Here is a 24,263-nt window from a genome sequence, read left to right as displayed (position 1 = left end):
GAGAGGAACCCATGCCCGAGTACAAGCTGCCCGACGTCGGCGAGGGCCTGACCGAGGCCGACATCGTCGCCTGGCGGGTCAAGGTCGGCGACACCGTCAAGGTCAACGACGTGGTCGTCGAGATCGAGACCGCGAAGTCCGTGGTCGAGCTGCCCTCGCCGTACGCCGGCGAGGTGACCGCGCTGATGGTCGAGGAGGGTGAGACGGTCGTCGTCGGCACCCCGATCATCCGGATCGGCGAGGCGGCCCCGGCGCCCGCCCCGACCCCGGCGCCCGCCCCGGCCCAGCCCGAGATCGACCCCTCCAACCCCGGTGCGACCGGTGGCGGGGAGGGGGAGTCCCTGGTCGGCCGCGCCAAGGCGGAGGGTGGCAGCACGCGTCGCAAGCGCAAGGCGACCGGCACCCCGGCCGTGGAGGCGCCGACGGACGTCCGCGCGCTGGCCAAGCCGCCCGTCCGCAAGCTCGCCAAGGACCTCGGGGTCGACCTCCAGGCCGTCGTCCCCACCGGTGACGGTGGCACCGTGACCCGGGACGACGTGCTGGCCGCGACCTCGGACGCGTCGGCGACGAGCCACGAGACCGCCGCGCCGTCCTCGACCCCCGCACCCACCGCCCGTCCCTCCCGCGCCCCCGGCGAGCGGGAGACCCGCGAGCCGATCAAGGGCGTGCGCAGGGCGATGGGGCAGGCGATGGTCGACTCGGCCTTCTCCGCCCCGCACGTGACCGTGTGGAAGACCCTCGACGTCACCCGGACCATGGAGCTGGTCGAGCGGCTCAGGGGCCACCGCGAGCTGCGGGACGTGAAGGTGACGCCGCTGCTGGTCGTCGCCAAGGCCGTGCTGCTCGCCCTGGGGCGGCAGCCGCTGCTGAACTCCACGTGGGACGAGACGGCCGGCGAGGTCGTCCTCAAGCACTACGTGAACCTCGGCATCGCCGCGGCCACCCCGCGCGGGCTCGTGGTGCCGAACATCAAGGACGCGGACGCCCTCGGCCTGCGTGACCTCGCGGTCGCCCTGGGTGCGCTCACCGCCACAGCCCGCGAGGGCCGCACCAGCCCCGCGGACATGGCCGGCGGGTCGTTCACGATCACCAACGTGGGCGTCTTCGGCATGGACGCCGGCACGCCGATCCTCAACCCCGGCGAGTCCGGCATCCTCGCGGTCGGCGCCATCGAGCGGCGCCCGTGGGTCGTCGGCACCGGCGCCGAGGAGCGGATCGAGCCGCGTCACGTCACGACGCTGGCGATCTCCTTCGACCACCGGCACGTGGACGGCGAGACCGGCTCGCGGTTCCTCGCCGACGTCGCGGCCGTGCTGGAGGACCCGGCGCTCGCGCTGATGTTCTGATCCTGGGGCGCTTCGGTGGTCGGGTCGCCTCAGGCGTAGGGCGGGGTGCGCTCGCCGCGCAGCCACGCGTCGAAGAAGGACGTCGGCACGCCGCTGCGCCGCGACCACCACCGCACCATCGCGTCGGTGCCGGCGTTGCCGTCGGCGTGCGTGCGCGGCCAGGCGCGCACGAGCCGCCAGAACGTCCGGTCGCCGATCCGGCCGCGCAGCAGGTGCCACATCACGGCCGGGGAGAGGTAGACGTTGCTCTCGCCGAACGACTCCGGCCGCGCCTGGGCCGGCGGGCCGTAGGAGCGGCGCAGCGCCGCGTCCTGGTCGTACCAGTAGGCCATGAGCTGCTCGAGCGTGTAGTCGCTGTTCTCGGCCTGGTAGATGGCCTGGAGGTACATCGCCATGCCCTCGTTCATCCACAGGTCGCGCCAGTCGGTGGGGGTGACGAGGTCGCCGTACCACTGGTGCACGATCTCGTGCACGAGCACGGCGGGCGAGGTGGCGTACTCGGTGTCGCCCAGCGTCAGCATGGTCTGGGTCTCCATGCCCGACTCGCTGTCGACGACGAGCACGCCGAGCGAGTCGAACGGGTACCGGCCCAGACGGCCCTCCACCCAGCGCAGCGCGCCCGGCGCCGCGGCCACCGCCACGCCGCGTGAGGACGAGGTCGGCACCCAGGTCGTGACGGGCACGTCGCCGGCGGAGAGGTCCGTGCGCACGTGGTCGCCGGTGGCGACGGTGACGAGGTAGGAGGCCGCGGGGGCGTCGAGGTGCCAGTCGGTGGTGCGGACGCCGGCGGCGACCACGTCGTCGGCCACGGTGCCGTTGGCGACCGAGGTCCAGCCGTCCGGCACCGCCACCGAGATGTCGTAGAACGCCTTGTCGGCCGGCTGGTCGTCCACGGCGTACCAGGTCAGCGCGCCGTAGGGCTCCTGCATGGTCCAGGTCGAGCCGTCCTCGCCGGTGGTCCAGCCGTTGGTGGAGAAGTCGCTGCGGGTGGTCGGGGCGGCCACGGGCAGGGGCGTGCCCTCGTAGTCGAGCTCGAGGACGTAGCGCTGGTCGGCCACGACGTCGACCGCCAGCACGAGGTCGTCGTCGGCGTGCTGCACGGCGTCCTCGGGCAGCGGCGTGCCGTCCAGGGCCGCGGCGGTGACGGTGAGGGCGTCGGAGAGGTCCAGCACGAGCCGGTCGGCGTCCCCGGTGGCCCGCAGCACGAGCGTCTCGTGGCCGGTGAGCAGCCGCGCGTCCGGGTCCCAGCCGAGGTCGAGGTCGTAGTGCAGCGCGTCCAGCCCGGGGTCGCCGACGACGGGGTAGACGGGGTCGGTGCGCGGGGTGCTGAGCGCGGCGTCGTAGGCCGGGTCGTCGGCGTCGGGCAGGTCGCCGCCGTCACCGACGGCGCCGGCCACGCGCACCGTGCCGGTCTCCCCGAGCAGTCGCACGCCGTCGTCCGCGCCCCCGGAGGTGGGGGAGCAGGCGGACAGGGGGAGCAGCGCCAGGACGGACCCGGCGACCAGAAGGCGCCTCACCGGGGCTCGACGGTGAGGTCGCGCAGCAGCGGTCGGGTCAGGCGCCGGCCGGTGTGGATCTGCGCCTTGACCGTGCCCAGCGGCAGGTCGAGCAGGGTCGCGATCTCGTCGTAGGGCAGCTCGTAGACGTCGCGCAGGAGCAGTGGCTGCACCAGCTGCGGGTGGTCGCGCTCGAGGACCTCCATCGCCTCCAGCAGGTCGAGCCGGGTGCCGGCGACGACCGAGGTGGTGCGCGGGTCGGGGCGGTCGGCGCGCGGGTGGGAGGCGACGTCCACGGGGGAGGCCTGGCGCGAGAGCCGCCGGTAGGTGGAGCGGGCGCTGTTGACGCACACCGTGTGCATCCACGTGGTGAACCGGCCGCGGCCGTGCCAGGTGCCCACCTTGGTGGCCACGTTGAGCAGCGCGTCCTGGCAGGCGTCCTCGGCGTCCGCGGGGTGCGGCAGGACGCCGCGGCACACCGCCAGGGCGCGGGGGCGGACGGCGGCGAGCAGCTGCTCCATCGCCTCGCGCTCGCCCGCGGCGGCACGGCGCGCCAGGTCGTCGACCTGGTCGGGTGTCGGCGGTTCGGTGTGCGGATGGCTCACAGCGTCTTCCTACCCCGCGACCGGCCCTGACCACGACCCCCTGACACCCCTCCGGCCCCATCTGCGGCCGGATCGTTGCCTGGATCCTCGCATCGGCCGCCCGGGGCCGCCCGGGGCCGCCCGGGTCGTACCCGCTCGCGCGCCCACCAGGGTGGACCTGACGCCCGCCCGTTGGTGAGGATGTCGCCGTGCCCACCTCCGACCCCGACGAGACCCGGCCCGGCCGGGCCCCGTCCGGCGCAGCGTCCGGCGCAGCGTCCGGCGCAGCCACGTCGGGTCCGCCGTCCGCACCGCAGCCGGGCCCGGCGCGGCTGGGGCGGTACGCCGTGCGCCGCCGGCTGGGCGCGGGGGCGTTCGCGACGGTGTGGCTGGCCTACGACGAGCAGCTTGACTCGCCGGTGGCGGTGAAGGTGCTGGCCGAGAACTGGGCGGGCGAGCCCACGACGCGCCGCCGGTTCACCGAGGAGGGCCGGTGGATGCGGCGGGTGGAGTCGCCCCACGTGGTGCCCGTCTACGACGCCGGCGAGCTGGAGGACGGCCGCCCGTTCCTCGTCATGGCCTACGCCGACCAGGGCACCCTGGCCGACCGGCTCGACGTCACCGGCCTCACCGCCGCCCAGTCGCTGGAGGTGCTGCGGCAGGTGGCCGCGGGCCTCGCCGCGCTGCACGAGCGCGACCTGGTGCACCGGGACGTGAAGCCCGCCAACGTCCTGTTCCGCACCCGCGAGGGCACGGTCGTCGCGATGCTGGCCGACCTGGGGCTCGGCAAGGCGCTGGACGTCTCCAGCCGACTCACGCTGGTCGGCGGCACGCCCACCTACACCGCGCCCGAGCAGGCGCGCGGCGAGACCGTCGACGGGCGCGCGGACCAGTACTCGCTGGGGGCGCTGGCCTACCTCCTGCTGGCCGGTCGGCCGGCGTTCCGGCACACCGACCTGCGGCAGGCGGCCGACCCGACGCCCCCGCCGCCGGCGCACGAGCTCAGCCCGCTGCTGGAGCCGGAGGTGGACGCCGTCGTCCGCCGTGCCCTCAGCCCCGCCGCCGACGACCGCTGGCCCGACGTGCTCGCCTTCGTCGACGCGCTCGAGGCCGCCCTCGGTGCGGCCGGCCACCCGGCCGAGGACGCCACCGTGACCCGGCCGTGGCTGCCGATCGACCCCGAGCTGACCCAGCCCGGTGCCCGCCCCTCGGTCTTCGCGCCCGCGGGCGACCTGCCGCCGGTCGGCACCCCGCCGCGTGCCTCCCGCGGGCGCCGCGCGGCCGGGGTGCTCGCGCTGCTGGTGGCGTGCGCGGTGGCCGCCGTCGGCGCCGGGCTCGGCGCGCACGCCGCGCTCGCGCCCACGCCACCGGCGGAGCAGGAGGTCTACGACGCCTCGGGCACCCTCTCGGTGACCGTGCCCGCGGCCTGGGCCACCACGGTCGCGGACGAGGCGTGGAGCTCCCCCGCGGACGACGGCACCTACCCCGCGCTGGCCGTCGGCACCGGGGCTGCGTGGAACTCCGCGAGCGCCGTGGCCACGGGCGCCGGCGAGGGCGTGTTCCTGGGGATCATGAGCGGCAACGGCCTGCCGGACCGGATGCCCGGCCACCCCGAGTGCGCGCGGGTGCAGGCCCGCTACACCGACGACGGCGCCGAGCCCGCCCGCACCGTGGTGCACGCGGGCTGTCCCGGCGGGGTGACGGTCGAGCGGGTCGTCCGCGTGACCGCCGACCGGCTGCTGTGGGTGCAGGTGCGGTCCGCGACGACGGCGACCGCCAACCAGGTGCTCGACGGGATCGCCACCCACGGCATGTGAGCCTCAGCCGAAGCGGAGCGACCTGGTGAGCCGGTCGAGCAGCTGGGTCAGTCCGTCGCGGTCCGCCTCGCGGCCGACGACGCCGACCCACACGAACGCGGCGGTCTCCCCGGGGCGGGCGACGTAGCGGTCGAGCTCCACGCGGCGGTGCTCGCCGGCCACGTAGGAGGCCGTGACGGAGTCGTAGGTGCGCGACTCGAGCTGGAAGTCGAGCACGTCGGTGGCGCCCTGGAGGGCCTCGACGCGCGCGTCGCCCGCGGCCCGGGGGCTGATGTTCTGGTTGCCGATCAGCCGGATGCGGATGAAGTAGGTGTTCGCCGACTCGGGGAACGAGTACGGGTAGAACTGCACGGCGCCGATCGTGGAGTCCGAGCGGACCCACCCCTGCGGCACGGTGAGGCTGACCGGGAAGTCGGTGGTGCCGACCGCGGCCCGCTCCAGCGGCAGGTCGGTCTCCAGCGCCGGGTAGTCGGGGTCCTCCACGACCCGGACCGTCCGGTCGCGCGGGAACGCCGGCTTGGCCGCCGGCACCGGGGACGCGGTGCCCAGCGAGGTGGGGGCGTCGCCGTCGTCCTGCTCGAGGGTGAGCGCGCCCACGCCGGCACCCGCCGCGGCGCACAGCAGCACCGCGGCGACACCGATCCCGAGCACCCGTGCACGCACGCGCCCACCGTAGGACACGGGTGCGCGCGGGCGGGCCCGGCTTCGCCCGCGCGGGGGGTGCGTGCCATCGTCGGCCCATGAGCGACTTCCTCCTGCGCAGTGCACGCGTGGTGCCCCTGCGGCCCGGGGACGGCCCCGGGCCGGAGCCGGTCGACGTCCTCGTGCGCGGCGGACGCGTGGTCGAGGTCGGCGCCGGGCTGGCCGCCGACGGCGCGGAGGTCGTCGACGCCGCCGGACGCTGGCTCACGCCCGGCCTGTGGGACGCGCACGTGCACCTGGCCCAGTGGACGCTCTCCTCCGGCCGCCTCGACCTCGCCGGCGCCCGCTCGCCGGAGGACGCCACCCGCCTCGTGGCCGAGCGCGTCGCCGAGTACCCCGACCTGCCCGTCATCGGCTTCGGCCACCGCTCCGCCGGCTGGCACCGCGACGTCACCGTGACCGAGCTCGACGCGGTCTCCGGCGACACCCCCGTCGTCCTCATCTCCGGCGACGCCCACCACGCCTGGCTCAACACCGTGGCGCTGCTGCACCTGGCGCTGCCGGTGCGCGACTCGGTGGTGCGCGAGGCCGAGTGGTTCGGCGCCTACGCCCGGCTCTCCACGCTGGTCGGGAACGACGGCACCAGCCCCGAGGCCTACCGCCGCACGATGGACGCCGCGGCCGCGGCCGGCATCGTCGGCCTCACCGACTTCGAGTTCTCCGGCGGCGCGGCCGAGTGGGCCGAGCGCTGGGTCGCCGGCGCCGACGTCCTACGGATCCGGATGAGCACCTACGCCGAGAACCTGGACGACGTCCTGGCCCGTGGCCTGCGCACCGGCGACCCGGTCGTGCCGCAGCTGCCCGACGCGCACCGGCTCACCATGGGCCCGCTGAAGATCATCAGCGACGGGTCGCTCAACACGCGCACCGCCTGGTGCTGCGAGCCCTACGGCGACGCGCACCGGCTCGAGTACCCCGCCGGCCAGCCCAACCTCTCGGGCGCCGAGCTGCGCGACCTGCTGCGCACCGCCCACGCCTCCGGCCTCGAGATCGCCACGCACGCCATCGGGGACGCCGCCGTGGCCGAGGCGCTCGGCGCGTACCGCGACGTCGGGGCCCGCGGGTCCATCGAGCACGCGCAGATGGTCAACCGTGCCGACGTCGCCGAGATGGCCCGGCTGGGCCTGCGGGCGTCGATCCAGCCCGCCCACCTGCTCGACGACCGCGACCTCACCGAGGCGATCTGGGGCGAGCGCTCCGAGCGCTGCTTCGCGTTCCGCTGGATGCTGGACGACGGCGTGGAGCTCGCCATGGGCTCCGACGCGCCCGTCTCCCGGCTGGACCCGTGGCTGGCCATGGCCGCCGCCGTCCACCGCTCCGCCGACGATCGCGACGCGTGGCACGGCGAGCAGGCGCTGACCCCGCAGGAGGTGCTGGCCGCCTCCGTGGACGGCGCGCCCACGGTGGGGGTCGGCTCGCTCGCCGACCTCGTCCTGCTGGACGCGGACCCGCTGGCCGCCGTGCAGGCCGCGGACCCGGCCGAGGCCGCCGTGCTGCACGCCGAGCGGCTGCGCGACATGACCGTCGCTGCCACGTGGATCGACGGGAAGCTCGCCCACTCGACGCTCTGAGAGACCGAGGCCGAACGGCGGCTCAGCCCGCGTCGAGGGTGCTGACGATCGCCTCGGCCACGGCCTCCTGCTCGGCGGCGTAGGGGTGGAAGGCGAGCGCCTGGGAGGTGTCGGTCTGCGCGCCCGCGATCCACGGGTCGTCGGCGCAGATGTCGTGGCCCTCGCTCAGCGACCACACGTCGACGTAGGTCACGCCGGCCCGGTCGGCCGCGTCGCGGACCGCGTCCGCGAGGCCCTCGTTGATCTCGCGGGCGAGGTCGAGGTCGCCGTCCGCGATCGGGAGCAGGTCCTGGCAGGAGCCCTCCGCGGGCACGATCTGCGGGTAGCCGACGGAGAGGACCGTGGCGTTCGGCGCGCGGCCGGCGATTCCCTCGAGCGCGGCGCGGACGTGGCTGCGGATCGTGCTCAGCGTGCTGCGCACCTCGCGCGGGCTGGTGGCGTCGGTGCAGGGCTGGCCGCTGCGGTCGGTCATGGCCAGCTGCACGCAGCCCCCGAGCAGCTTGCTGAAGAGGTCCTCGTCGTTGCCGCCGATGGAGAGGGTCACCAGCTCGGTGTCCTCGCCGAGCGCGTCGAACTGGGCGGGCTGGTTGGTGCCGTCCATCGTGGTCTGCACGCCGACCAGCGAGGTGGTGGTGGCGCCGGAGCAGGAGACGTCGGTGAGGTCGGCGTCGAGGGCCTGGGCCACCAGGCTCGGGTAGTTGCCGTCCGAGCGCAGGCAGCCGTCGTTCGGGTCCGTGGTGGGCACGAACGGGGCGGCGGTGTAGGAGTCGCCGAGGGCGACGTAGACCGGGCCCTGCGGGTCGGCGGCGCGGGTCGCCTCGGCGGAGGACGCGGTGGCCCCGCCGTCGTCCTCGCTGCAGGCGGCGAGGCCCAGGGTGGCGAGGACCAGAGCGGGGAGGACGAGGGCCGCGCTCACGCCGCCCAGGCGCCGGGCGGGGGTACGGACGCGGCTCGAGGTCATGCCTCGACGCTACCGGCCGGGTGCGCACCTGTGCTCCTCCGCGGCCTCGGCTGTGCGCCGGCACTGTGACCGCGCCTACCTGCGGGGGTGGGCGTGCCCGTCGGCAGCACGGGGTAGACGAGAGTCATGGGTGACTTCGACAACCAGTCCGGGCCGGGCCCGGCGGGCACGACGATCGTGGAGGCCGAGGACCTGGACCCGCAGGCCTCCGCCGACATGGACGAGGCCGGCGGCGGCTCCTCGCTGCTGACCGTGGTCGTCGCCCTGACGGCCAACGGCCTGCTGGCGATCGCCAAGACGGTCGCCGCCGTCATCAGCGGCTCGGCGTCGATGCTCGCCGAGGCCGCGCACTCCTGGTCGGACACCGGCAACGAGGTGTTCCTGCTGGTCGCCGAGAAGGCGGGCGCCAAGCCACGCGACGAGGAGCACCCCCGCGGCTACGGCCGCGCCACCTACATCTGGTCGCTGGTGGCCGCCTTCGGCCTGTTCACCGTCGGCTCGCTGGTCTCGATCTGGACCGGCGTCAGCCAGCTGATCGAGGGCGGCAGCGGTGACGAGGGCGGGTTCACCCTCTCCTACGTCGTGCTCGCCGTGGCGTTCGTGCTGGAGGGGACGTCGTTCGTGCAGGCCGCGCGGCAGGTGCGGGGCCACTCCAAGCGGTGGGGGCTGCACCCGCTGCGCTACGTCTCGGACACCTCCAACCCGACCCTGCGCGCCGTCGTCCTCGAGGACTCCTCCGCGCTCGTCGGCATCGTCCTCGCCGCTGCCGGCATCGCCCTGCACCAGGCCACCGGCGACGCCCGCTGGGACGCCATCGGCTCGATCGGCATCGGCCTGCTGCTCGCCGTCGTCGCGATCTTCCTCATCCGGCGCAACATGGAGTACCTGCTCGGCGAGGGCATCGCCCCGGCGATGCGCTCCCGCGTGCTGGCCCGGCTGCTGGAGCATCCCGAGATCGACCGCATCACCTACCTGCACGTCGAGTACGTCGGCCCGCAGCGGCTGTTCGTCGTCGCAGCCGTCGACCTGGTCGGCGACGACACCGAGCCCTCCCTGGCCCGTCGCCTGCGCCGCGTCGAGCACGACATCGAGACCGAGCCCGTCATCACCGACGCCGTGCTCACCCTCGCGCCGCCCGAGGACGCCGCCCTCCTGCCGTGACGAGCGGTGCGGACGTCATCCATCTGAGGGGGACTGCGTCCGCTCCGTATGACGTCCCTGGCCTCACGCCAGCGCGACGGTGAGCGCGAGGACGGTGTCGGGGTCGTCGAGGGAGTCCCCGAACAGCTCGCGCAGCTGGCCCATCCGGTAGCGGACGGTCTGCGGGTGCACGAACAGCGCCTCGGCCACCTCCTCGCGCCGGCCGTGGTGCAGCAGCCAGGCACGCAGCGTCTCGGTGAGCTTCTCGGCGGTCGCGGGGCGCAGGTCGGCCAGCGGGGCGAGCACCTGGGCGCGCAGGTCGGCGCGGGCCTCGGGGTCGGCGTCGAGCACGAGCTGGGGGAGGAACGCGTCCGCGTCGGGGCCCAGGCCCGCGGCGCGGGCGCGCAGGGCGCGGTCGTAGGAGGCACGGACGTCGAGCCAGTCGCGCGCCGGGCCGGCCGTCACGTCCCGGCCGTCGACGGCGGCGAGGAAGCGGGCCCGCGGGGGCCCGGTGAGGTCCGGGACGAGCAGGAGGCCGTCGTCCTCGCGCCCGGGGGCCTCGGGCACCACGATGGTGGCGCCGGGCAGCCGCCCCAGCACCGGGCGCACCTGCGCCTGCGTCACCAGCACCGCGGTGAGGGTGGACGGGGCGGCCCACTCCGCCTTGGTGGCGGCCTCCAGCACCCGCTCGGCGGGGGCGCCGGCCAGCAGCTGCGAGGCGAGGCGCTCCAGCAGCCGCTGCCGCACCCGGCCGGTCGTGGCCAGCTCGTCGGTGTGCCCGGCCACGGACGCGGCGGAGAGCTCGTCGATGTAGGCGAACACGAGCCCGGCGAACCGGCCGACCGCCTCGGCGTCCATGCCGCCCTCGACGGCCAGCGAGGAGAGTCGCAGCCACGACTCGCGCGCGCCGATGCGGTAGGCGGAGAGGAGGGCGTCGGTGGTGCGGCCGGAGCGGGCCTCGCCGCGGCCGAGCTGGTAGGCCCCCTCGACCGCGGGGCCGGTGGGGGTGCGCGGGTCGATGCCGCGCCTGCCCGAGGCCAGCGAGAGGAAGCCGCCGAGCGCGAGCTGCACGGCGTTGCGGATGTTCTCGCCCATCCGGCCCGAGAACGTCTCGGCGTAGGAGGGCACCTCGCGGGTGATCGTGGTGACCACGTGGTCGGCGACCGCGGGCAGCTCGGCCCGCATCAGGGCCACCGCCTCGGCGGGCAGCCGCACGCCGTGACCGGCGGTGCGACGGGGCAGTCGTCGGGCCATCTTCATCCCTTCTTCCTCCCGGACGCCTCAGGTTCCGCCTGAGAATCTCCGACACCGGGAACTACTGTCTCGAGCGAACAAAACTGGCGCGTAGGTTCACGTTCGACGCACAGGACTTTAGCGCTCTCGAAGCGTCACGATGGGACGCATGACGAGCACTGCCATGTCGGGCGCCGGCCGCCCCGCCTCCACGGGCGGCGGACTGCGCCGGACGCTGCGGGAGAAGGTGGCCCCCAAGGTCCGCGACTTCGCCGACGCGGCCGTTACCCCGCTCTCGCTCGACGACGTCCTCGACCACTTCCACCCCCTGCGCGGTGGGTCGGAGCTGCGCGGTCGCGTCGTGCGGGTGACGCCGGAGACCCCGCGCTCGGCCACGGTGCTGATCAAGCCCGGCCGCGGCTGGACCGGCCACGTGCCCGGCCAGTTCGTGCGCCTCGGCGTCGACGTCGACGGCGTCCGTCTGTGGCGCTCGTACTCGCTGACCCACGGCCCGCGCCCCGACGGCCTCATCTCCATCACGGTGAAGCTCGTGCCGGGCGGCGCGGTCTCCACGCACCTCGTGCGTCGGGTGAAGCCGGGCACGCTGGTGCACCTCGGCACCGCCGAGGGCGAGTTCGTCATGCCCGACCCGATGCCCGCCAAGCTGCTGCTGGTGACCGCCGGCTCCGGCATCACCCCGGTCATCGGCATGCTCCGCAACCTGTTCCACAAGGCGGAGAAGCCTGACGTCGACATCGTGCTGATCCACTCCGCGCTCGCCCGCGCGGAGGTGATCTTCGGTCGCGAGATCCGCGGCTACGCCGAGGCCGGCCTGATCCGCCTCGTCGAGCTGCACACCGACTCCCGCGGCCGCCTCGACGTCGCCGAGCTCGACGAGCTGGTGCCCGACCTCGACGAGCGCCCCACCTACGCGTGCGGCCCCGTCGGACTGCTGGACAGCCTCGAGGAGCACCACGCCGAGCGCGGCCTGGAGCTGTTCGTCGAGCGGTTCCGGCCCGTCCTGCTCGCCGAGCCGGGCGAGGGCGGCACGGTCACCTTCACCGAGACCGGCACGGCCGTCGAGGTGGAGGGCGACAGCACGATCCTCGACGCGAGCGAGGCCGCCGGCGTCCTCATGCCCAGCGGCTGCCGCATGGGCATCTGCATGTCCTGCGTGCTCCCGCTCAAGGAGGGCACCGTGCGCGACCTGCGCAACGGCGAGCTCACGCACGCCGTGCCCGGCGAGACCCACCCCGACGGCGTCAAGGTGCAGACCTGTGTCACCAGCGCCGCCGGCCCCTGCACGTTCACGCACTGACGCGCACCCGCGTCCCACGAACCCCCAGCCCGCCAGACCGCCCCACCACACGAGGGAGCACAGCGATGACCAGCATCACCAACAAGGACGTCAACCCGGTCGCCCACCTGAGCCCGGAGGACATCGAGCAGATCGGCCTCGAGCTCGACGCGATCCGCCAGGACATCATCGACCAGCGCGGCGAGCGCGACGCGAAGTACATCCGCCGCGTGGTGAAGGTGCAGCGCAACCTCGAGCTCGGCTCGCGCGCCATCCTGCTGGGCTCGGCGCTGCCGCCGCTGTGGGTGCTCGGCACCGCTGGTCTCTCCGTGGCCAAGATCCTCGAGAACATGGAGATCGGCCACAACGTCATGCACGGCCAGTGGGACTGGATGCGTGACCCGAAGATCCACTCCTCCGCCTGGGAGTGGGACAACGCCTCGACCTCCGACGGCTGGAAGCACAGCCACAACGAGGTGCACCACACGTACACGAACATCATCGGCAAGGACAACGACCTCGGCTACGGCATCATGCGCGTGGACGAGGAGCAGAAGTGGGTCCCGATGTACCTGGCCCAGCCGGCCTGGAACTTCATCAACGCCTGCTTCTTCGAGTACGGCATCGCCGCCTACGACCTCGAGCTCGGCCGCAACCTGCGCCTGCCCGAGGAGCGCCGCGCCCCCGGCTTCAAGGAGCGCGCCAAGGCCACGGTCAAGAAGATCCGCAAGCAGGCCACCAAGGACTACGTGGTCAACCCGCTGATCGCCCTGCCGTTCGGCTCCGCCCTCCCGGCGCTGGCCGCGAACTTCACCGCCAACCTCGTGCGCAACGTGTGGTCGCACTCGGTCATCATGTGCGGCCACTTCCCCGAGGGCGTCGAGACCTTCGAGCTCAACAAGATCCCCGAGAACGAGACCCGCGGCGAGTGGTACGTGCGCCAGATGATCGGCTCGGCCAACATCTCCGGCTCCAAGGCCATGCACATCATGACCGGCAACCTGAGCCACCAGATCGAGCACCACCTCTTCCCCGACCTGCCCAGCAGCCGGTACGCCGAGATCGCCCCGCGCGTGAAGGCACTCTTCGACAAGTACGAGCTGAACTACCACACCGCGCCGCTGCCGCAGCAGGTCGGCTCGGCCTGGCACAAGGTCGTCCGCCTCTCCCTGCCGAACCACTGGCTGGAGACGACCAACCGCTCCAACCTGGTCGACCAGACCAAGCTGCTCTACGCGATGACCACCAAGGGCCCGAAGATGCGCCGCCTCGCGCAGCGCCGTCTCGACCAGATGGCGCGCAAGCAGGCCGAGGTCAAGGCCGCCCAGGACGCCCCCGCGGCCGAGCCCGTCGTGGAGGCCGTCCCCGCCTGACCGGTGGTCGAGGCGCGAGGCGCACCTGCGGCCCTTCCGGTGGTCGAGGTGCGAGGAGCGCCGGCGACGAGCCACGAGACCCCCGCACCCGACCACCGGCGGGCGCCCCCCCGGGGCAGGATGGGCTCGTGACCGCCGCGCTGACCGACTGGCTCCCGTTCGTCGCGGGCCTGGCGGTGCTCGCCCTGGCGACGGTCGGCGTCTCCGCCTGGGCCGGGGTCGGCCTGGGCTGGCTGCCCGTGCGGGCGCTGCTGCGCGCCGGCGTCCAGCTGACGGCGGTGGCACTGCTGCTGGCCGGCGTCCTGGCGAACCCGTGGACGGTGGTCGCCTTCGTCGCGCTGATGCTCAGCACGGCCTCGTGGACGTCGGCGGGGCGGCTGCGCGCCCTGCACCACGGCCGCCGCACGGCGGCCGCGGGCGTGCTCGCGGGGGCCACGGTGGCCGTGGGGGCGGTGCTGGTGCTCAGCCCGGTCACCGGCCTGGTGCCGCACGGCGTGCGCTACGTGATCGCGGTGGCCGGCATCCTCGTCGGCAACGCGATGACCGCCGCCACCCTGTCGGGGCGCAGCTTCCTCCGAGCGGCCCGGGTGCGGGCCGGCGAGGTGGAGGGCTGGCTCGCGCTGGGCGCGGCCCCGTCCCAGGCCCACGCGGCCATCGGCCGGGAGTCGGTGCGGGAGTCCCTGCTCCCGACCCTCGACTAGACCCGGGCCACCGGCCTCGTCACGCTCCCCGGCGCCTTCGTGGGCGCCCTCTTCGGTGGCGCGAGCCCCGCGGACGCCGCCCGCTTCCAGCTCGTCGTGCTCGCGGGCATCGCGCTGACCAGCGTCGTCACCGCCGTCGTCGTCACCCGGCTCGCCGGGCGCTCGCCGCTGCTGGTCCCCGCCGAGGCCTCCGCCGGCTGACGCGGGCGTGAACGTTGCTGCCGACTCGGGGGAGGGGTGTCAGCCTGCCTCGTCGTAGGGGACGCCGGTGACCAGCTGCTCCCGGTAGCCCTCCGAGATCTCGATGAGCCGGTCGAGGGCGTCCCGGGTCCGCAGCAGCTCGCCGATGTGGACGTCCAGCTTGTCCCGCTCCTCGCGCAGGGTCGCGAGGGCGGCGTCGGAGTTCTCCACCCCGGGGCTCTCCACGCACGGCATGACCTGGGCGATCGTCCGGCTGGAGAGCCCGGCGGCGTACATGCGCTGGATGAAGACGACCCGCTCCACCTCGTACTCGGTGTACTGCCGCTGTCCGCCGGAGCTGCGGTCGGCCGAGAGCAGGCCCTGCTCCTCGTAGTAGCGCACCGAGCGGGCGCTCACGCCCGTCCGCCTGGCCAGCTCGCCGATCCGCACGTGCTCTCCCTCTCATCCCGGGTCCAGGACTTGACCTTGACGTCAATGTCAGGTTCTAGCGTGGCCAGCATGACACAGCTCTTCGAGTCCTACGACCTCGCCGGCCTGACCCTGCCCAACCGCGTCGTGATGGCGCCGATGTCCCGGGTGCGCGCCACGGTCGACGGTCTCGCCACCCCGCAGATGGCGACCTACTTCGCCCAGCGCGCCACCGCCGGCCTCATCGTCACCGACGGCGTCTTCCCCAACGCCGTCGGCCAGTCCAACCCGATGATCCCCGGGCTGGCCACCGACGCTCAGGCGGACTCCTGGCGCCAGGTCGCCGACGCCGTCCACACCGAGGGCGGTCGCGTCTTCGCCCAGCTCATGCACGGTGGACGCATCACCCACTCCTCCATCCACGGCCTCCAGCCGGTCGGGCCCTCGGCCGTGGCCGGCCCCGGCACCACGTTCACCCCCACCGGCCCGGCCCCGCTCGAGGTGCCCCGCGCCCTGGAGACCGCCGAGGTCCCCGAGCAGGCCGCCGCCTACGGCGAGGCCGCCGCCCGGGCGGTCGAGGCCGGCCTCGACGGCGTCGAGCTGCACGGCGCCAACGGCTACCTCATCGGCCAGTTCCTCTCCTCCAACGCCAACCTGCGCACCGACCTCTACGGCGGCAGCATCGAGAACCGCGTCCGCTTCGCGGTCGAGGCCACCGCCGGTGCCGTCGAGAGGATCGGCGGGCACCGCGTCGGGATCCGGCTCTCGCCGGACGCGGGCATCTGGGGCGTCGAGGAGACCGAGACCCGCGAGCTCTACCTCGCCCTCCTCGAGCAGCTCGGCGCGCTCGACCTCGCCTACGTCCACCTCGAGGCCACGGCGGACGACGGCCTCCTGCTCGACCTCCGCAAGGCCTGGGACGGCACCCTCCTGGTCAACCCTGTCCACCCCGGCCGTCCGCAGCAGGCGAACCTCGAGGACGCGCAGAAGTGGCTCGACAACGGCGCCGACCTCATCTCCTTCGGCCGCGCCTTCATCGCGAACCCCGACCTGGTCGAGCGGCTGCGCACCGGCGCCCCGATCGCCACGCCCGACGTGGAGACCTACTACATGGGCGACGAGCGCGGGTACACCGACTACCCGACCCACGGCGCCTGACCCGCGTCCGCACCCCCGTACCGGGTCGGCAGACGTGCCCACGTGGCCCTCTGCCGACCCCGGCCCAGCCGGTAGGGTCCGCCCCGTGGAGGACCAGCTGACCCTGCACCCGTCCCGCTCGCGCGCCCTCATGCTGATCGGCCTCGGCGCGCTGTTCGTCCTCCTCGGCATCCTGCTGCTCGACAGCTCTCCGGTGGTCGGCACGGGCGGCGTCGTGGTGGGCACCCTCGTGCTGGTCGCCGGCATCTGGAACCTGCTCTCCACCCGCGACGGCCTGGTCCTCGACCGCCACGGCTTCACGCTGCGCTCGATGGGCCGCGAGGAGACGGTGGCGTGGGACGAGGTGGTCCGCTTCGGGCCCTGGCCGCAGGGCCGCACCTCGCTGCTCGGCTACGAGCTGACGGCGGAGGCGCGGGCCCGGCGCGGTCGCAGCAACCGCGCGCTCAACGTGGCCGCCGTCCGGCTCGACGCCCCGCTGCCGGAGCTGTACGGCAAGCAGGTCACCGAGCTGGGCTCCCTGATGACCGCCTGGAAGCAGCGGCACGACCAGGACCACGCCTGAGGTGCGACAGCAGCTCGGAGCGGTCGTCGCGGTCGGCTTCGCCGCGGCCAAGGGCACCGCGTGGCGCCCTCGCGAGGCGGTGGCGCTGGACTCGGCCGGGGTCGTCGGTGACCGCCGGTGGTGCTTCGTCGACCGCACGGCCCGGCAGGTGCTGCGCACGGTGGCCCACCCGCTGCTGCTGCGGCTCACGCTCGTGGACGAGGACCCGGCGCTGCCCCTCGTCCACGAGGACGGGCGGCGGGCGGCCGGTCGCCCCGAGCCCACCGGCGAGCGGCTGACCTGCGACTACTGGGGCCGCCCGGTGCCGTTGGAGGTGCACGACGGGCCCCAGGCGGAGCTCGCCGCCGCCGTGCTGGGCCGCGACGTCGTGCTGGCCGCGGCGCCGCCCAGCGGGGTCGTGTACGCGGGCGGGGTCAGCCTCGTCTCCACCGCGTCGTGCGCGGCGGTGGGCGTCGAGCCCGCCAGGGTCCGGGCCTCCCTCGTGCTCGACCTGGGGCTGGAGCCCTTCACCGAGGCGCACCTCGTGGGCCGCGAGGTGCGGGTGGGCGGTGCCGTCGTCCGCCCCACCGCCGAGACGGCCCGCTGCGCGGTGCTCGGTGCCGAGACGCTGCGCCGCCTGGCCGGCGTCCGGGACGACCTCCTGCTGGGCGCGGACGGCGACGTGCTGACGCCCGGCGAGGTGAGGCCGGGGGACCCGGTCGACCTGGTCTGAGGGGCCTTCCGCCCCCGGCCCGCGGCGCGCAGGATCGGGTCATGGCCAGCAACCCCGTCGCCCGTCTGCTCCGCACCCGGTGGGCGGTGCGGGCGCCGATCCCGCTGTTCCGCCACGGCCTCGGGTTCCTGCTCGGCCCGCGGATGCTGCTGCTCGAGCACGTCGGCCGCTCCTCGGGCGAGCCTCGGTACGCGGTGCTGGAGGTGGTCGAGCGCGAGGACGACGACCACCTGCTGGTCGCCTCCGGGCTGGGTCGGCGCTCGCAGTGGTTCCGCAACCTCACGTCCACCCCCGCCTGCCACGTCTCCACCGGCTTCCGCCGGCGCGTGCCCGCCACGGCCGCCGAGCTCTCCCCGACGGACCGCGACGCGGCCCTGGCCCGCTACGCCGAGCGCAACCCGCGCGCCTGGCACGCGCTGGAGAGCGGGATGCAGCAGCTGGCCGACGAGCGCGGCGAGGCGCTCGACATCCCGCTCGTGCGGCTCAGCCTGCGCCCGTAGTGCCGGCTCAGCCCAGCGCCGACGAGACGACCGCCCGGGCCTCCTCCTGCACCTGCGCGAGGTGCTCGGCGCCCTTGAAGGACTCCGCGTAGATCTTGTAGACGTCCTCGGTGCCCGAGGGGCGCGCGGCGAACCAGGCGTTCTCGGTGGTCACCTTCAGCCCGCCGATCGCCGCGCCGTTGCCGGGCGCCTCGGTGAGCTTCGCGGTGATCTCCTCGCCGGCCAGGGAGGTGGCGGTGACGGCGGAGGGGGAGAGCGCCTTGAGGGCCGCCTTCTCCTCGCGGGTGGCCGGGGCGTCGACGCGGGCGTAGGCCGGGTCGCCGAAGCGGCCGACCAGCGAGGCGTAGCGCTGGGAGGGGGTGGAGCCGGTGCGCGCGAGGATCTCCGAGCCGAGCAGGCACAGCAGGATGCCGTCCTTGTCGGTGGTCCAGGCGGAGCCGTCGAAGCGCAGGAAGGACGCGCCGGCCGACTCCTCGCCACCGAAGCCGAAGGAGCCGTCGATGAGGCCGGGCACGAACCACTTGAAGCCCACCGGCACCTCCACCAGCGGCTTGCCGACGGACGCGGCCACGCGATCGATCATGGACGACGAGACGAGCGTCTTGCCGATGGCCGCGGTGGCGGGCCAGTCGGGGCGTGCCCCGCCGAAGAGGTGCTCGATCGCGACGGCCAGGAAGTGGTTGGGGTTCATCAGCCCCGCATCCGGGGTGACGATGCCGTGCCGGTCGGCGTCGGCGTCGTTGCCGGTGGCGATGTCGAAGGAGTCGCGCTGCGCGACGAGCGAGGCCATCGCGGACGGGGAGGAGCAGTCCATCCGGATCTTGCCGTCCCAGTCCAGCGTCATGAACCGCCAGGTCGGGTCGACCAGCGGGTTCACCACCGTCAGGTCGAGGCCGTGCCGCTCGGCGATCGCGCCCCAGTAGTCGACGGAGGCACCGCCCAGCGGGTCGGCCCCGATCCGCACGCCGGCCGCCTTGATCGCGGCCAGGTCGACGACGTTCGGCAGGTCGTCCACGTAGGTGCCGAGGAAGTCGTAGGACTGGGCCGAGGCGCGGGCACGGGAGAACGGCACCCGCTTCACGCCGCCCATGCCGGCCCGGATCAGCTCGTTGGCGCGGTCGGCGATCCAGGAGGTGGCGTCGGTGTCGGCCGGGCCGCCGTGCGGCGGGTTGTACTTGAAGCCGCCGTCGCGCGGCGGGTTGTGCGAGGGGGTGACGACGATGCCGTCGGCCAGGCCGGTGCCGGAGGTGCGGCCGCCGTTGGCGCGGATGATCGCGTGGCTGACCGCCGGCGTCGGGGTGTAGCCGTCGGCCGCGTCCACCAGCACGGTGACGTCGTTGGCCGCGAGCACCTCCAGGGCGCTCGCCCACGCCGGCTCGGAGAGACCGTGGGTGTCGCGGCCCAGGAACAGGGGACCGTCGAAGCCCTGCGCCGTGCGGTAGTCCACGATCGCCTGCGTCGTGGCCAGGATGTGCGTCTCGGTGAACGCGGTCGTCAGCGACGACCCGCGGTGCCCCGAGGTGCCGAACGCGACCTGCTGGTCGACGTCCTCGACGTCCGGGACCAGCGTGTAGTACGCGGTGACGAGGTGGGCCACGTCGATCAGGTCGGCGGGCTCGGCGGGCTGTCCGGCGCGAGGGTGACTCATGAGCGCATCATGCCTCGCAGACGCGTCCACGTGACCCGCCCGCCCGATAGTGCGCGACGAAATGGTTGCCGTCAGGCCCCAGGAGCAGCCGTTTCGTCGCGCACTATCGGCGGGGTCAGGGGGTCGTGGCCAGCCCCGCGAGGAACCGCTCGCCCAGCCCCTCGTCCCCGGTCAGGACGACGGCGTCGCCGACGTCGGCCGGCGCGCACCGCCCTCCGGCCAGTCGGACGTAGGTCTGGCGGTCCGTGCGCAGCACCAGCGTCGGCTCGGCGGGGGCCTCGGCCACCGGGCGGGCACGGCCGTCCTCGCCCACGAGCACGGCCCGGGGCGGGTCGTCGTCCAGCAGCAGCACGACGCTGTCGCCGGGTCGCCCGCCGGCACGCTTGACCAGCACGAACCCGAGCGACTCGGCCAGGTAGGCCACCGTGTGGTCGGCCGCGGGGCCGGTGAGCCCGCCGGGGCGCGCGGTGGCGCGGCGGACGTCCTGCTCGTGCATCCACAGGTCCAGCGGGCGGTTGCGCAGCAGCGTGCGCCACGTCCACCCGAGGTCGCCGAAGGGGGAGGGCGCCGGGGCGTCGGGGTCGGTGGGCGGGTCGACCCGGACGGCCGCGCGGCGCAGGCCGGTGACGGAGCGGATCTCCGCCAGCAGCGCCTCGGGCGTCGCCTCGCGGCGGGCCACGACGCCCACCTCGGTGTAGGCCCCGAGGGGGTTGCGCACGTGGGGCGGGCTGCCGACCTCCGCGCTCTCCTGCTCGCCGGTGGCCAGCACCGACTCCAGGTGGGCGACGTGCGCGACGACCGCGTGCACGTCCCACCCGGGCAGGTCGGTGGGTCGGGCCCAGTCGTCGGGGTCGAGGGACGCGGCGACGTCGAGGAACGCCTCGGTCGCGGCGAACCCGACCTCGAGGAGGGCCTGCAGGTCCGGGTGCGCGCTCGTCATGCCCGGCACTGTGGCACACGCAGCGGGGCGGACGCCTCAGACGAAGCGGACGGCCAGCACCGCGACGTCGTCGGCCTGCTCCAGGCCGAGCAGGTCGGTCAGCACCCCGTCCACGAACTCCCCGATCGGCCGACGGCCGTGGGTGGCCGCCACGTCGGCGAGCCGGTCGAGACCGTCGACCAGGCTCTCGCCGCGCCGCTCGACCAGGCCGTCGGTGTAGAGCAGCAGCGTGGCGCCGGGCGGCACGCTGAGCCGGTGGTCGCCGCGCTCGGCGTCGGGAGCGACACCGAGCATGACGTCGGGGGCGTCCTCGGCCAGGAACCGCACGGTGCCCTCGGGGCAGACCACCAGGGGCGGGGGATGGCCGGCGTTGGTCCAGCGCAGCACCCGGTCGCCGGTGCGGTCCCAGGTCTCGATCCGCAGGTAGACCAGGGTCGCCATCGCCTCGACCTGGAGGTCGGTGAGGGCCTGGTCGAGCTTGCCGACGAGCGCCGACGGCGCCTCGTCCTGCGACCAGGCGAGCGTGCGCAGGGTGGCGCGCACCTGCCCCATGGTGGCCGCGGCCTGGAGGTCGTGGCCGACGATGTCGCCGATCATCAGCGCGGTGTCGCCGCTGGGCATGAGCACGGCGTCGTACCAGTCGCCACCGATCTGGTCGCGGGCCGCGGCGGGGCGGTAGCGGGCCGCCATCAGCATCTCGTCGGTCTCGGGCAGCCGCGGCTGGAGCGCGCCCTGGAGCACCATGAGCGCGTCGGACTGCTCCTGGAGCAGCAGCGCCCGGCCGAGCGCCTGCGCCGCGTAGCGGCCGAGCGCCTGGAGGGTGTCGAGCACGTCGTGGCCGAGGTCGCGGCTCTCCGGCCAGATGACCGCCATGCCGCCGAAGGCGCGGCCGCGGTGGGTCAGCGGCACGAAGGCCCGCGCCTCACCGACCTGCCTCTCCAGGTTCAGGCCGCCGTAGACGGCGTTCTGCCGGTGCCGGTCGGGGAACCAGACGATGCGGCCCTCGGCGAGCGCCAGGCCGAGCGGGTTGCTGAGGTCGGCGGGCAGCACGTCGTTGAGGCGCGCGGAGTGCCACTGCTCGCCGAGGTGCCGCACGTAGCTGAGCAGGCCGGGCGCGTGCTGCACGTGCGTCGGCAGGTCCGCGGTGCGGCGGACCGTGTCGTCCTCCGCGATCCAGATGCCGGCGACGAGGGCGCCGAGGTGCTCGCGGGCCACGCCGTCGACGGCCGCGGCCACGTCCACCACGGTGCGGGTGGCGCTGAGCGACTCGGCGAGGGCCAGGAGGAGGGCGCTGCGCTCGTTGAGGTCGCGTGCGCGTGCCGCCGTCCGGGCCGCGTGGCGCTTCTGCTGACGCTGCACGATCTCGGTGGTGCACGCGGCGGCGATGTCCTCCAGGGCCGAGAGCTCCTCGGGGGTCCACTCGCGGGCGGTGTCGTCGATGGCGCACAGGGACCCGATGACCCGGTCCTGCTGGTCCCGGATCGGGTAGCCCGCGTAGGCCACCACGCCTAGGTCGGGGATCGCGAGGTTGTCCCGCAGCCGCTGCTCGACGCGGGCGTCCGCGGTGACCAGCGGCGCCTCGTCCGCCACGACGTACTGGCAGAACGAGTGCGAGAGCGGGGTCTGGCGCAGCGCCATCAGCTCGTCCTCGAGGCCCTGGGCGCCGATGAACAGCTGGCGGTGGGCCTCCACGAGGCTGACCAGCGCGACGGGCACCCCGATGGCGCGGCGGACCATGCGCGCGTAGCGGTCGAACGACTCGTCGACACCGATCTCGTCGGCGTCCGGGTCCGCGTCCTCGGCCGGCACGGCGTGGGTGCTGGTCATCTAGGCCTGCCTCTCAGGTCGGGCGCAGCGTAACTGTGGTCCGAGCAGGCGCTGTGAGGTTTCGTGACCATTGGACCTCACGGGTGGTCACCACGACCAGACGGCGACGCGATCCTGCACGTGACCTGCACGAACGCCCACCCCCAGGGGTGAGCGAGGGCACACCCGTGCGCACGATTCGAACGGGTGGGGACGACGGCGGAGACTGGTGCCATGAGCAGCACGACCCCCGGCACCCGGCCCCGCGTCCGCGCCCCCGAGCTCGTCGGCCGCGGCTGGTTGAACACCGGTGGCGAGACGATCCGGGTCGGCGACCTGCGCGGCCGGTTCGTCCTCCTCGACTTCTGGACCTTCTGCTGCATCAACTGCCTGCACGTCCTCGACGAGCTGCGCGAGACCGAGGAGCGGTTCGCCTCCGAGCTGGTCGTCGTCGGCGTCCACTCGCCCAAGTTCGTGCACGAGGCCGACCCGGACGCGCTCGCGGCCGCCGTGGAGCGCTACGGCGTGGCCCACCCCGTGCTCGACGACCCCGACCTCGTCACCTGGCAGGCCTACACGGCGCGCGCCTGGCCGACCCTGGTGCTGATCGACCCCGAGGGCTACGTCGTCGCCCAGTACGCCGGCGAGGGCCACGCCCACGCCATCTCCGCGCTGCTCGAGGACCTCGTGCCGCAGCACCGCGAGAAGGGGACGCTCCAGCCCGGCGACTCCCCGTACGTGCCGCCCGCCGTGGAGCCCTCCGACCTGCGCTTCCCGGCCAAGGCCGTGCCGGTCTCGCGTGGCGACGTGGAGGGCGTGCTGGTCGCCGACGCCGGCCACGACGAGGTCGTGCTGCTGGCCGCCGGCTCCAGCGGGGACGACGGCGCCGTGCTGCGTCGCTTCGCGGGCTTCCGCGAGCCCAACGGGCTGTGCGTGCTGCCCGAGGACGTCGCCGGCGAGGTGGGCTACGACGTGGTCGTGGCCGACACGGTCGCCCACCGGCTCGTCGGCCTGTCGCTGGGCACCGGGGAGACCCGCGTGCTCGCCGGCGACGGCGAGCAGTGGATGCAGGGCGACGGGGTCGAGCGGCTCTCCTCGCCGTGGGACGTCGCCTGGTGGGGCGTCCGGGTCTGGGTCGCCATGGCCGGCGTCCACCAGCTGTGGACGCTCGACCCGCGCACCGGCGTCGTCGAGGTCGCGGCCGGCACCACCAACGAGGGCCTGCTCGACGGGCCCCTGGCCGAGGCGTGGTTCGCGCAGACCTCCGGTCTCGCCGCCGACGGTTCGCGCCTCTGGCTGGCCGACTCCGAGACGTCCTCGCTGCGGGTCGTCGAGCCGGGGCCGGTCGGCGACCTCGTCGTGCGCACCGTGGTCGGCTCGGGGCTCTTCGACTTCGGGTTCCGCGACGGCGACGTCGACCAGGCGCTGCTCCAGCACCCGCTGGGCGTGACCGTGCTGCCCGACGGCTCCGTGGCCGTCGCGGACACCTACAACGGTGCCGTCCGCCGCCACGACCCGGCGACGGGCACCCTCGGCACGCTGGCCTCCGGGCTGGCCGAGCCCTCGGGCGCGTTCGTGGACGGCACGGACCTGGTGGTCGTGGAGTCCACCGCCCACCGCCTGACCCGGGTGCGCCTGGACGCCGACGTGGTCGCCACCGACGGCTTCTCCCACACCACCCAGCGACCCGTCACCGAGGTCGCCGCCGGGCTGGCGCTGACCGTCACGTTCACCCCGCCGCCGGGCCAGAAGGTCGACGACCGGTTCGGCCCGCCCTCGCAGCTGCTCGTCGAGTCGACTCCGCCGGGCCTGATCCGCTCGGGCGGCGGACGCGGCACGGACCTCGTCCGCACCATCGAGCTGGACCCGCACGTCGGCGACGGCGTCCTCCACGTCGCCGCCCGGGCCGCCTCCTGCGACGCGCACGGTGGCGAGGGCGCCGCCTGCCGGATGCACCAGCAGGACTGGGGCGTGCCGATCCGCGTGGTCGACGGCGCGCCCGCCACGCTCACCCTGCCGCTGGGCGGCACCGACTGAGCAGCGCGCTGCTGTCTCACATCCGAGACAGCATCGCGCGGCGCCCCTCTGGCGGGCGGCGCCGCGCGGG

20 protein-coding genes and 1 pseudogene are annotated in these 24,263 nt (G+C 74.5%); 12 read left to right on the top strand and 9 right to left on the bottom strand.

Annotation, left to right across the window (positions count from 1 at the left end):
• Positions 1-11: 11 nt before the first annotated feature.
• Positions 12-1,346 (top strand): dihydrolipoamide acetyltransferase family protein, encoded by a 1,335-nt coding sequence (locus M8316_RS01360; RefSeq protein ID WP_250051299.1) that lies wholly within the window; start codon positions 12-14, stop codon positions 1,344-1,346.
• Positions 1,347-1,375: 29 nt separating this feature from the next.
• Here M8316_RS01360 and M8316_RS01355 read toward each other — a convergent pair whose 3' ends face one another.
• The gene (locus tag M8316_RS01355; RefSeq protein WP_250051297.1) at positions 1,376-2,863 is read right to left on the bottom strand and encodes a M1 family metallopeptidase; all 1,488 of its coding nucleotides are present in this window, start codon (positions 2,861-2,863) and stop codon (positions 1,376-1,378) included.
• Positions 2,860-3,447 carry an RNA polymerase sigma factor gene (locus tag M8316_RS01350; RefSeq protein WP_250051295.1) on the bottom strand — a complete coding sequence of 196 codons (588 nt, stop codon included), beginning with the start codon at positions 3,445-3,447 and terminating at the stop codon, positions 2,860-2,862. The genes M8316_RS01355 and M8316_RS01350 overlap by 4 nt, the downstream gene beginning before the upstream one ends.
• Positions 3,448-3,635: 188 nt before the next feature.
• Between M8316_RS01350 and M8316_RS01345 the strand changes: the two genes are divergently transcribed.
• A complete protein-coding gene (locus M8316_RS01345) occupies positions 3,636-5,243 on the top strand; it encodes a serine/threonine-protein kinase (protein WP_250051292.1) in 1,608 nt (535 codons plus the stop codon).
• 3 nt (positions 5,244-5,246) lie between these two features.
• Here M8316_RS01345 and M8316_RS01340 read toward each other — a convergent pair whose 3' ends face one another.
• Positions 5,247-5,906, bottom strand: coding sequence for a hypothetical protein (locus M8316_RS01340; protein ID WP_250051290.1), 660 nt, complete (start codon positions 5,904-5,906; stop codon positions 5,247-5,249).
• Positions 5,907-5,983: 77 nt separating this feature from the next.
• Between M8316_RS01340 and M8316_RS01335 the strand changes: the two genes are divergently transcribed.
• Positions 5,984-7,516 (top strand): amidohydrolase, encoded by a 1,533-nt coding sequence (locus tag M8316_RS01335; RefSeq protein WP_250051289.1) that lies wholly within the window; start codon positions 5,984-5,986, stop codon positions 7,514-7,516.
• A 22-nt stretch (positions 7,517-7,538) separates the two neighbouring features.
• Here the strand turns inward: M8316_RS01335 and M8316_RS01330 are convergent, their stop codons facing one another.
• Positions 7,539-8,477 (bottom strand): SGNH/GDSL hydrolase family protein, encoded by a 939-nt coding sequence (locus tag M8316_RS01330; protein WP_250051287.1) that lies wholly within the window; start codon positions 8,475-8,477, stop codon positions 7,539-7,541.
• 126 nt (positions 8,478-8,603) lie between these two features.
• Between M8316_RS01330 and M8316_RS01325 the strand changes: the two genes are divergently transcribed.
• On the top strand, positions 8,604-9,638 hold the full coding sequence (locus M8316_RS01325) for a cation diffusion facilitator family transporter (RefSeq protein ID WP_250051284.1): 1,035 nt from the start codon (positions 8,604-8,606) through the stop codon (positions 9,636-9,638).
• Positions 9,639-9,701: 63 nt separating this feature from the next.
• Here M8316_RS01325 and M8316_RS01320 read toward each other — a convergent pair whose 3' ends face one another.
• Positions 9,702-10,877 (bottom strand): PucR family transcriptional regulator, encoded by a 1,176-nt coding sequence (locus M8316_RS01320; RefSeq protein ID WP_250051282.1) that lies wholly within the window; start codon positions 10,875-10,877, stop codon positions 9,702-9,704.
• Between the two features lie 142 nt (positions 10,878-11,019).
• On the opposite strand from M8316_RS01320, the gene M8316_RS01315 reads away from it, so the two are divergent.
• The 3 genes and pseudogenes from M8316_RS01315 (at position 11,020) to M8316_RS01305 (ending at position 14,422) form a co-directional block, all read left to right on the top strand.
• On the top strand, positions 11,020-12,168 hold the full coding sequence (locus M8316_RS01315; protein ID WP_250051281.1) for a ferredoxin reductase: 1,149 nt from the start codon (positions 11,020-11,022) through the stop codon (positions 12,166-12,168).
• A gap of 65 nt (positions 12,169-12,233) precedes the next feature.
• On the top strand, positions 12,234-13,520 hold the full coding sequence (locus tag M8316_RS01310) for a fatty acid desaturase family protein (RefSeq protein WP_250051279.1): 1,287 nt from the start codon (positions 12,234-12,236) through the stop codon (positions 13,518-13,520).
• A gap of 128 nt (positions 13,521-13,648) precedes the next feature.
• A pseudogene (locus M8316_RS01305) lies at positions 13,649-14,422 on the top strand (ABC transporter permease).
• Positions 14,423-14,461: 39 nt separating this feature from the next.
• Here M8316_RS01305 and M8316_RS01300 read toward each other — a convergent pair.
• Positions 14,462-14,851 carry a MerR family transcriptional regulator gene (locus tag M8316_RS01300; protein WP_308195938.1) on the bottom strand — a complete coding sequence of 130 codons (390 nt, stop codon included), beginning with the start codon at positions 14,849-14,851 and terminating at the stop codon, positions 14,462-14,464.
• A gap of 69 nt (positions 14,852-14,920) precedes the next feature.
• On the opposite strand from M8316_RS01300, the gene M8316_RS01295 reads away from it, so the two are divergent.
• The 4 genes from M8316_RS01295 (at position 14,921) to M8316_RS01280 (ending at position 17,762) form a co-directional block, all read left to right on the top strand.
• On the top strand, positions 14,921-15,988 hold the full coding sequence (locus tag M8316_RS01295) for an alkene reductase (protein ID WP_250051275.1): 1,068 nt from the start codon (positions 14,921-14,923) through the stop codon (positions 15,986-15,988).
• 85 nt (positions 15,989-16,073) lie between these two features.
• Positions 16,074-16,550: a hypothetical protein gene (locus M8316_RS01290; protein WP_250051273.1), complete on the top strand. Its 477-nt coding sequence runs from the start codon at positions 16,074-16,076 to the stop codon at positions 16,548-16,550.
• Between the two features lies 1 nt (position 16,551).
• Entirely contained in the window at positions 16,552-17,262 is a 711-nt protein-coding gene (locus M8316_RS01285; RefSeq protein ID WP_250051271.1) for an MOSC domain-containing protein, read from the top strand.
• 41 nt (positions 17,263-17,303) lie between these two features.
• Positions 17,304-17,762, top strand: coding sequence for a nitroreductase family deazaflavin-dependent oxidoreductase (locus M8316_RS01280; protein ID WP_250051270.1), 459 nt, complete (start codon positions 17,304-17,306; stop codon positions 17,760-17,762).
• A 7-nt stretch (positions 17,763-17,769) separates the two neighbouring features.
• Here the strand turns inward: M8316_RS01280 and pgm are convergent, their stop codons facing one another.
• From pgm to M8316_RS01265, 3 genes are all read right to left on the bottom strand, one after another.
• Positions 17,770-19,410 carry a phosphoglucomutase (alpha-D-glucose-1,6-bisphosphate-dependent) gene (gene pgm, locus M8316_RS01275; RefSeq protein ID WP_250051268.1) on the bottom strand — a complete coding sequence of 547 codons (1,641 nt, stop codon included), beginning with the start codon at positions 19,408-19,410 and terminating at the stop codon, positions 17,770-17,772.
• Between the two features lie 115 nt (positions 19,411-19,525).
• Positions 19,526-20,350: a maleylpyruvate isomerase family mycothiol-dependent enzyme gene (locus M8316_RS01270; protein ID WP_250051266.1), complete on the bottom strand. Its 825-nt coding sequence runs from the start codon at positions 20,348-20,350 to the stop codon at positions 19,526-19,528.
• A gap of 36 nt (positions 20,351-20,386) precedes the next feature.
• Positions 20,387-22,177 (bottom strand): GAF domain-containing SpoIIE family protein phosphatase, encoded by a 1,791-nt coding sequence (locus M8316_RS01265; RefSeq protein ID WP_250051264.1) that lies wholly within the window; start codon positions 22,175-22,177, stop codon positions 20,387-20,389.
• 213 nt (positions 22,178-22,390) lie between these two features.
• On the opposite strand from M8316_RS01265, the gene M8316_RS01260 reads away from it, so the two are divergent.
• The gene (locus M8316_RS01260) at positions 22,391-24,193 is read left to right on the top strand and encodes an NHL domain-containing thioredoxin family protein (RefSeq protein WP_250051261.1); all 1,803 of its coding nucleotides are present in this window, start codon (positions 22,391-22,393) and stop codon (positions 24,191-24,193) included.
• The last annotated feature ends 70 nt before the right edge of the window (positions 24,194-24,263 follow it).

Source organism: Nocardioides bruguierae, from assembly GCF_023554635.1.
GTDB lineage: Bacteria > Actinomycetota > Actinomycetes > Propionibacteriales > Nocardioidaceae > Nocardioides > Nocardioides bruguierae.
The sequence above is the reverse complement of the archived record's forward strand: the minus strand, read 5'-3'. Positions and strand labels throughout refer to the sequence as shown.

Coding starts and splice junctions, on each gene's coding strand:
- M8316_RS01360 (WP_250051299.1), top strand. CDS start 12: ATGCCCGAGTACAAGCTGCCCGACGTCGGCGAGGGCCTGACCGAGGCC.
- M8316_RS01335 (WP_250051289.1), top strand. CDS start 5,984: ATGAGCGACTTCCTCCTGCGCAGTGCACGCGTGGTGCCCCTGCGGCCC.
- M8316_RS01330 (WP_250051287.1), bottom strand. CDS start 8,477: ATGACCTCGAGCCGCGTCCGTACCCCCGCCCGGCGCCTGGGCGGCGTG.
- M8316_RS01325 (WP_250051284.1), top strand. CDS start 8,604: ATGGGTGACTTCGACAACCAGTCCGGGCCGGGCCCGGCGGGCACGACG.
- M8316_RS01320 (WP_250051282.1), bottom strand. CDS start 10,877: ATGAAGATGGCCCGACGACTGCCCCGTCGCACCGCCGGTCACGGCGTG.
- M8316_RS01315 (WP_250051281.1), top strand. CDS start 11,020: ATGACGAGCACTGCCATGTCGGGCGCCGGCCGCCCCGCCTCCACGGGC.
- M8316_RS01310 (WP_250051279.1), top strand. CDS start 12,234: ATGACCAGCATCACCAACAAGGACGTCAACCCGGTCGCCCACCTGAGC.
- M8316_RS01295 (WP_250051275.1), top strand. CDS start 14,921: ATGACACAGCTCTTCGAGTCCTACGACCTCGCCGGCCTGACCCTGCCC.
- M8316_RS01280 (WP_250051270.1), top strand. CDS start 17,304: ATGGCCAGCAACCCCGTCGCCCGTCTGCTCCGCACCCGGTGGGCGGTG.
- pgm (WP_250051268.1), bottom strand. CDS start 19,410: ATGAGTCACCCTCGCGCCGGACAGCCCGCCGAGCCCGCCGACCTGATC.
- M8316_RS01270 (WP_250051266.1), bottom strand. CDS start 20,350: ATGACGAGCGCGCACCCGGACCTGCAGGCCCTCCTCGAGGTCGGGTTC.
- M8316_RS01265 (WP_250051264.1), bottom strand. CDS start 22,177: ATGACCAGCACCCACGCCGTGCCGGCCGAGGACGCGGACCCGGACGCC.
- M8316_RS01260 (WP_250051261.1), top strand. CDS start 22,391: ATGAGCAGCACGACCCCCGGCACCCGGCCCCGCGTCCGCGCCCCCGAG.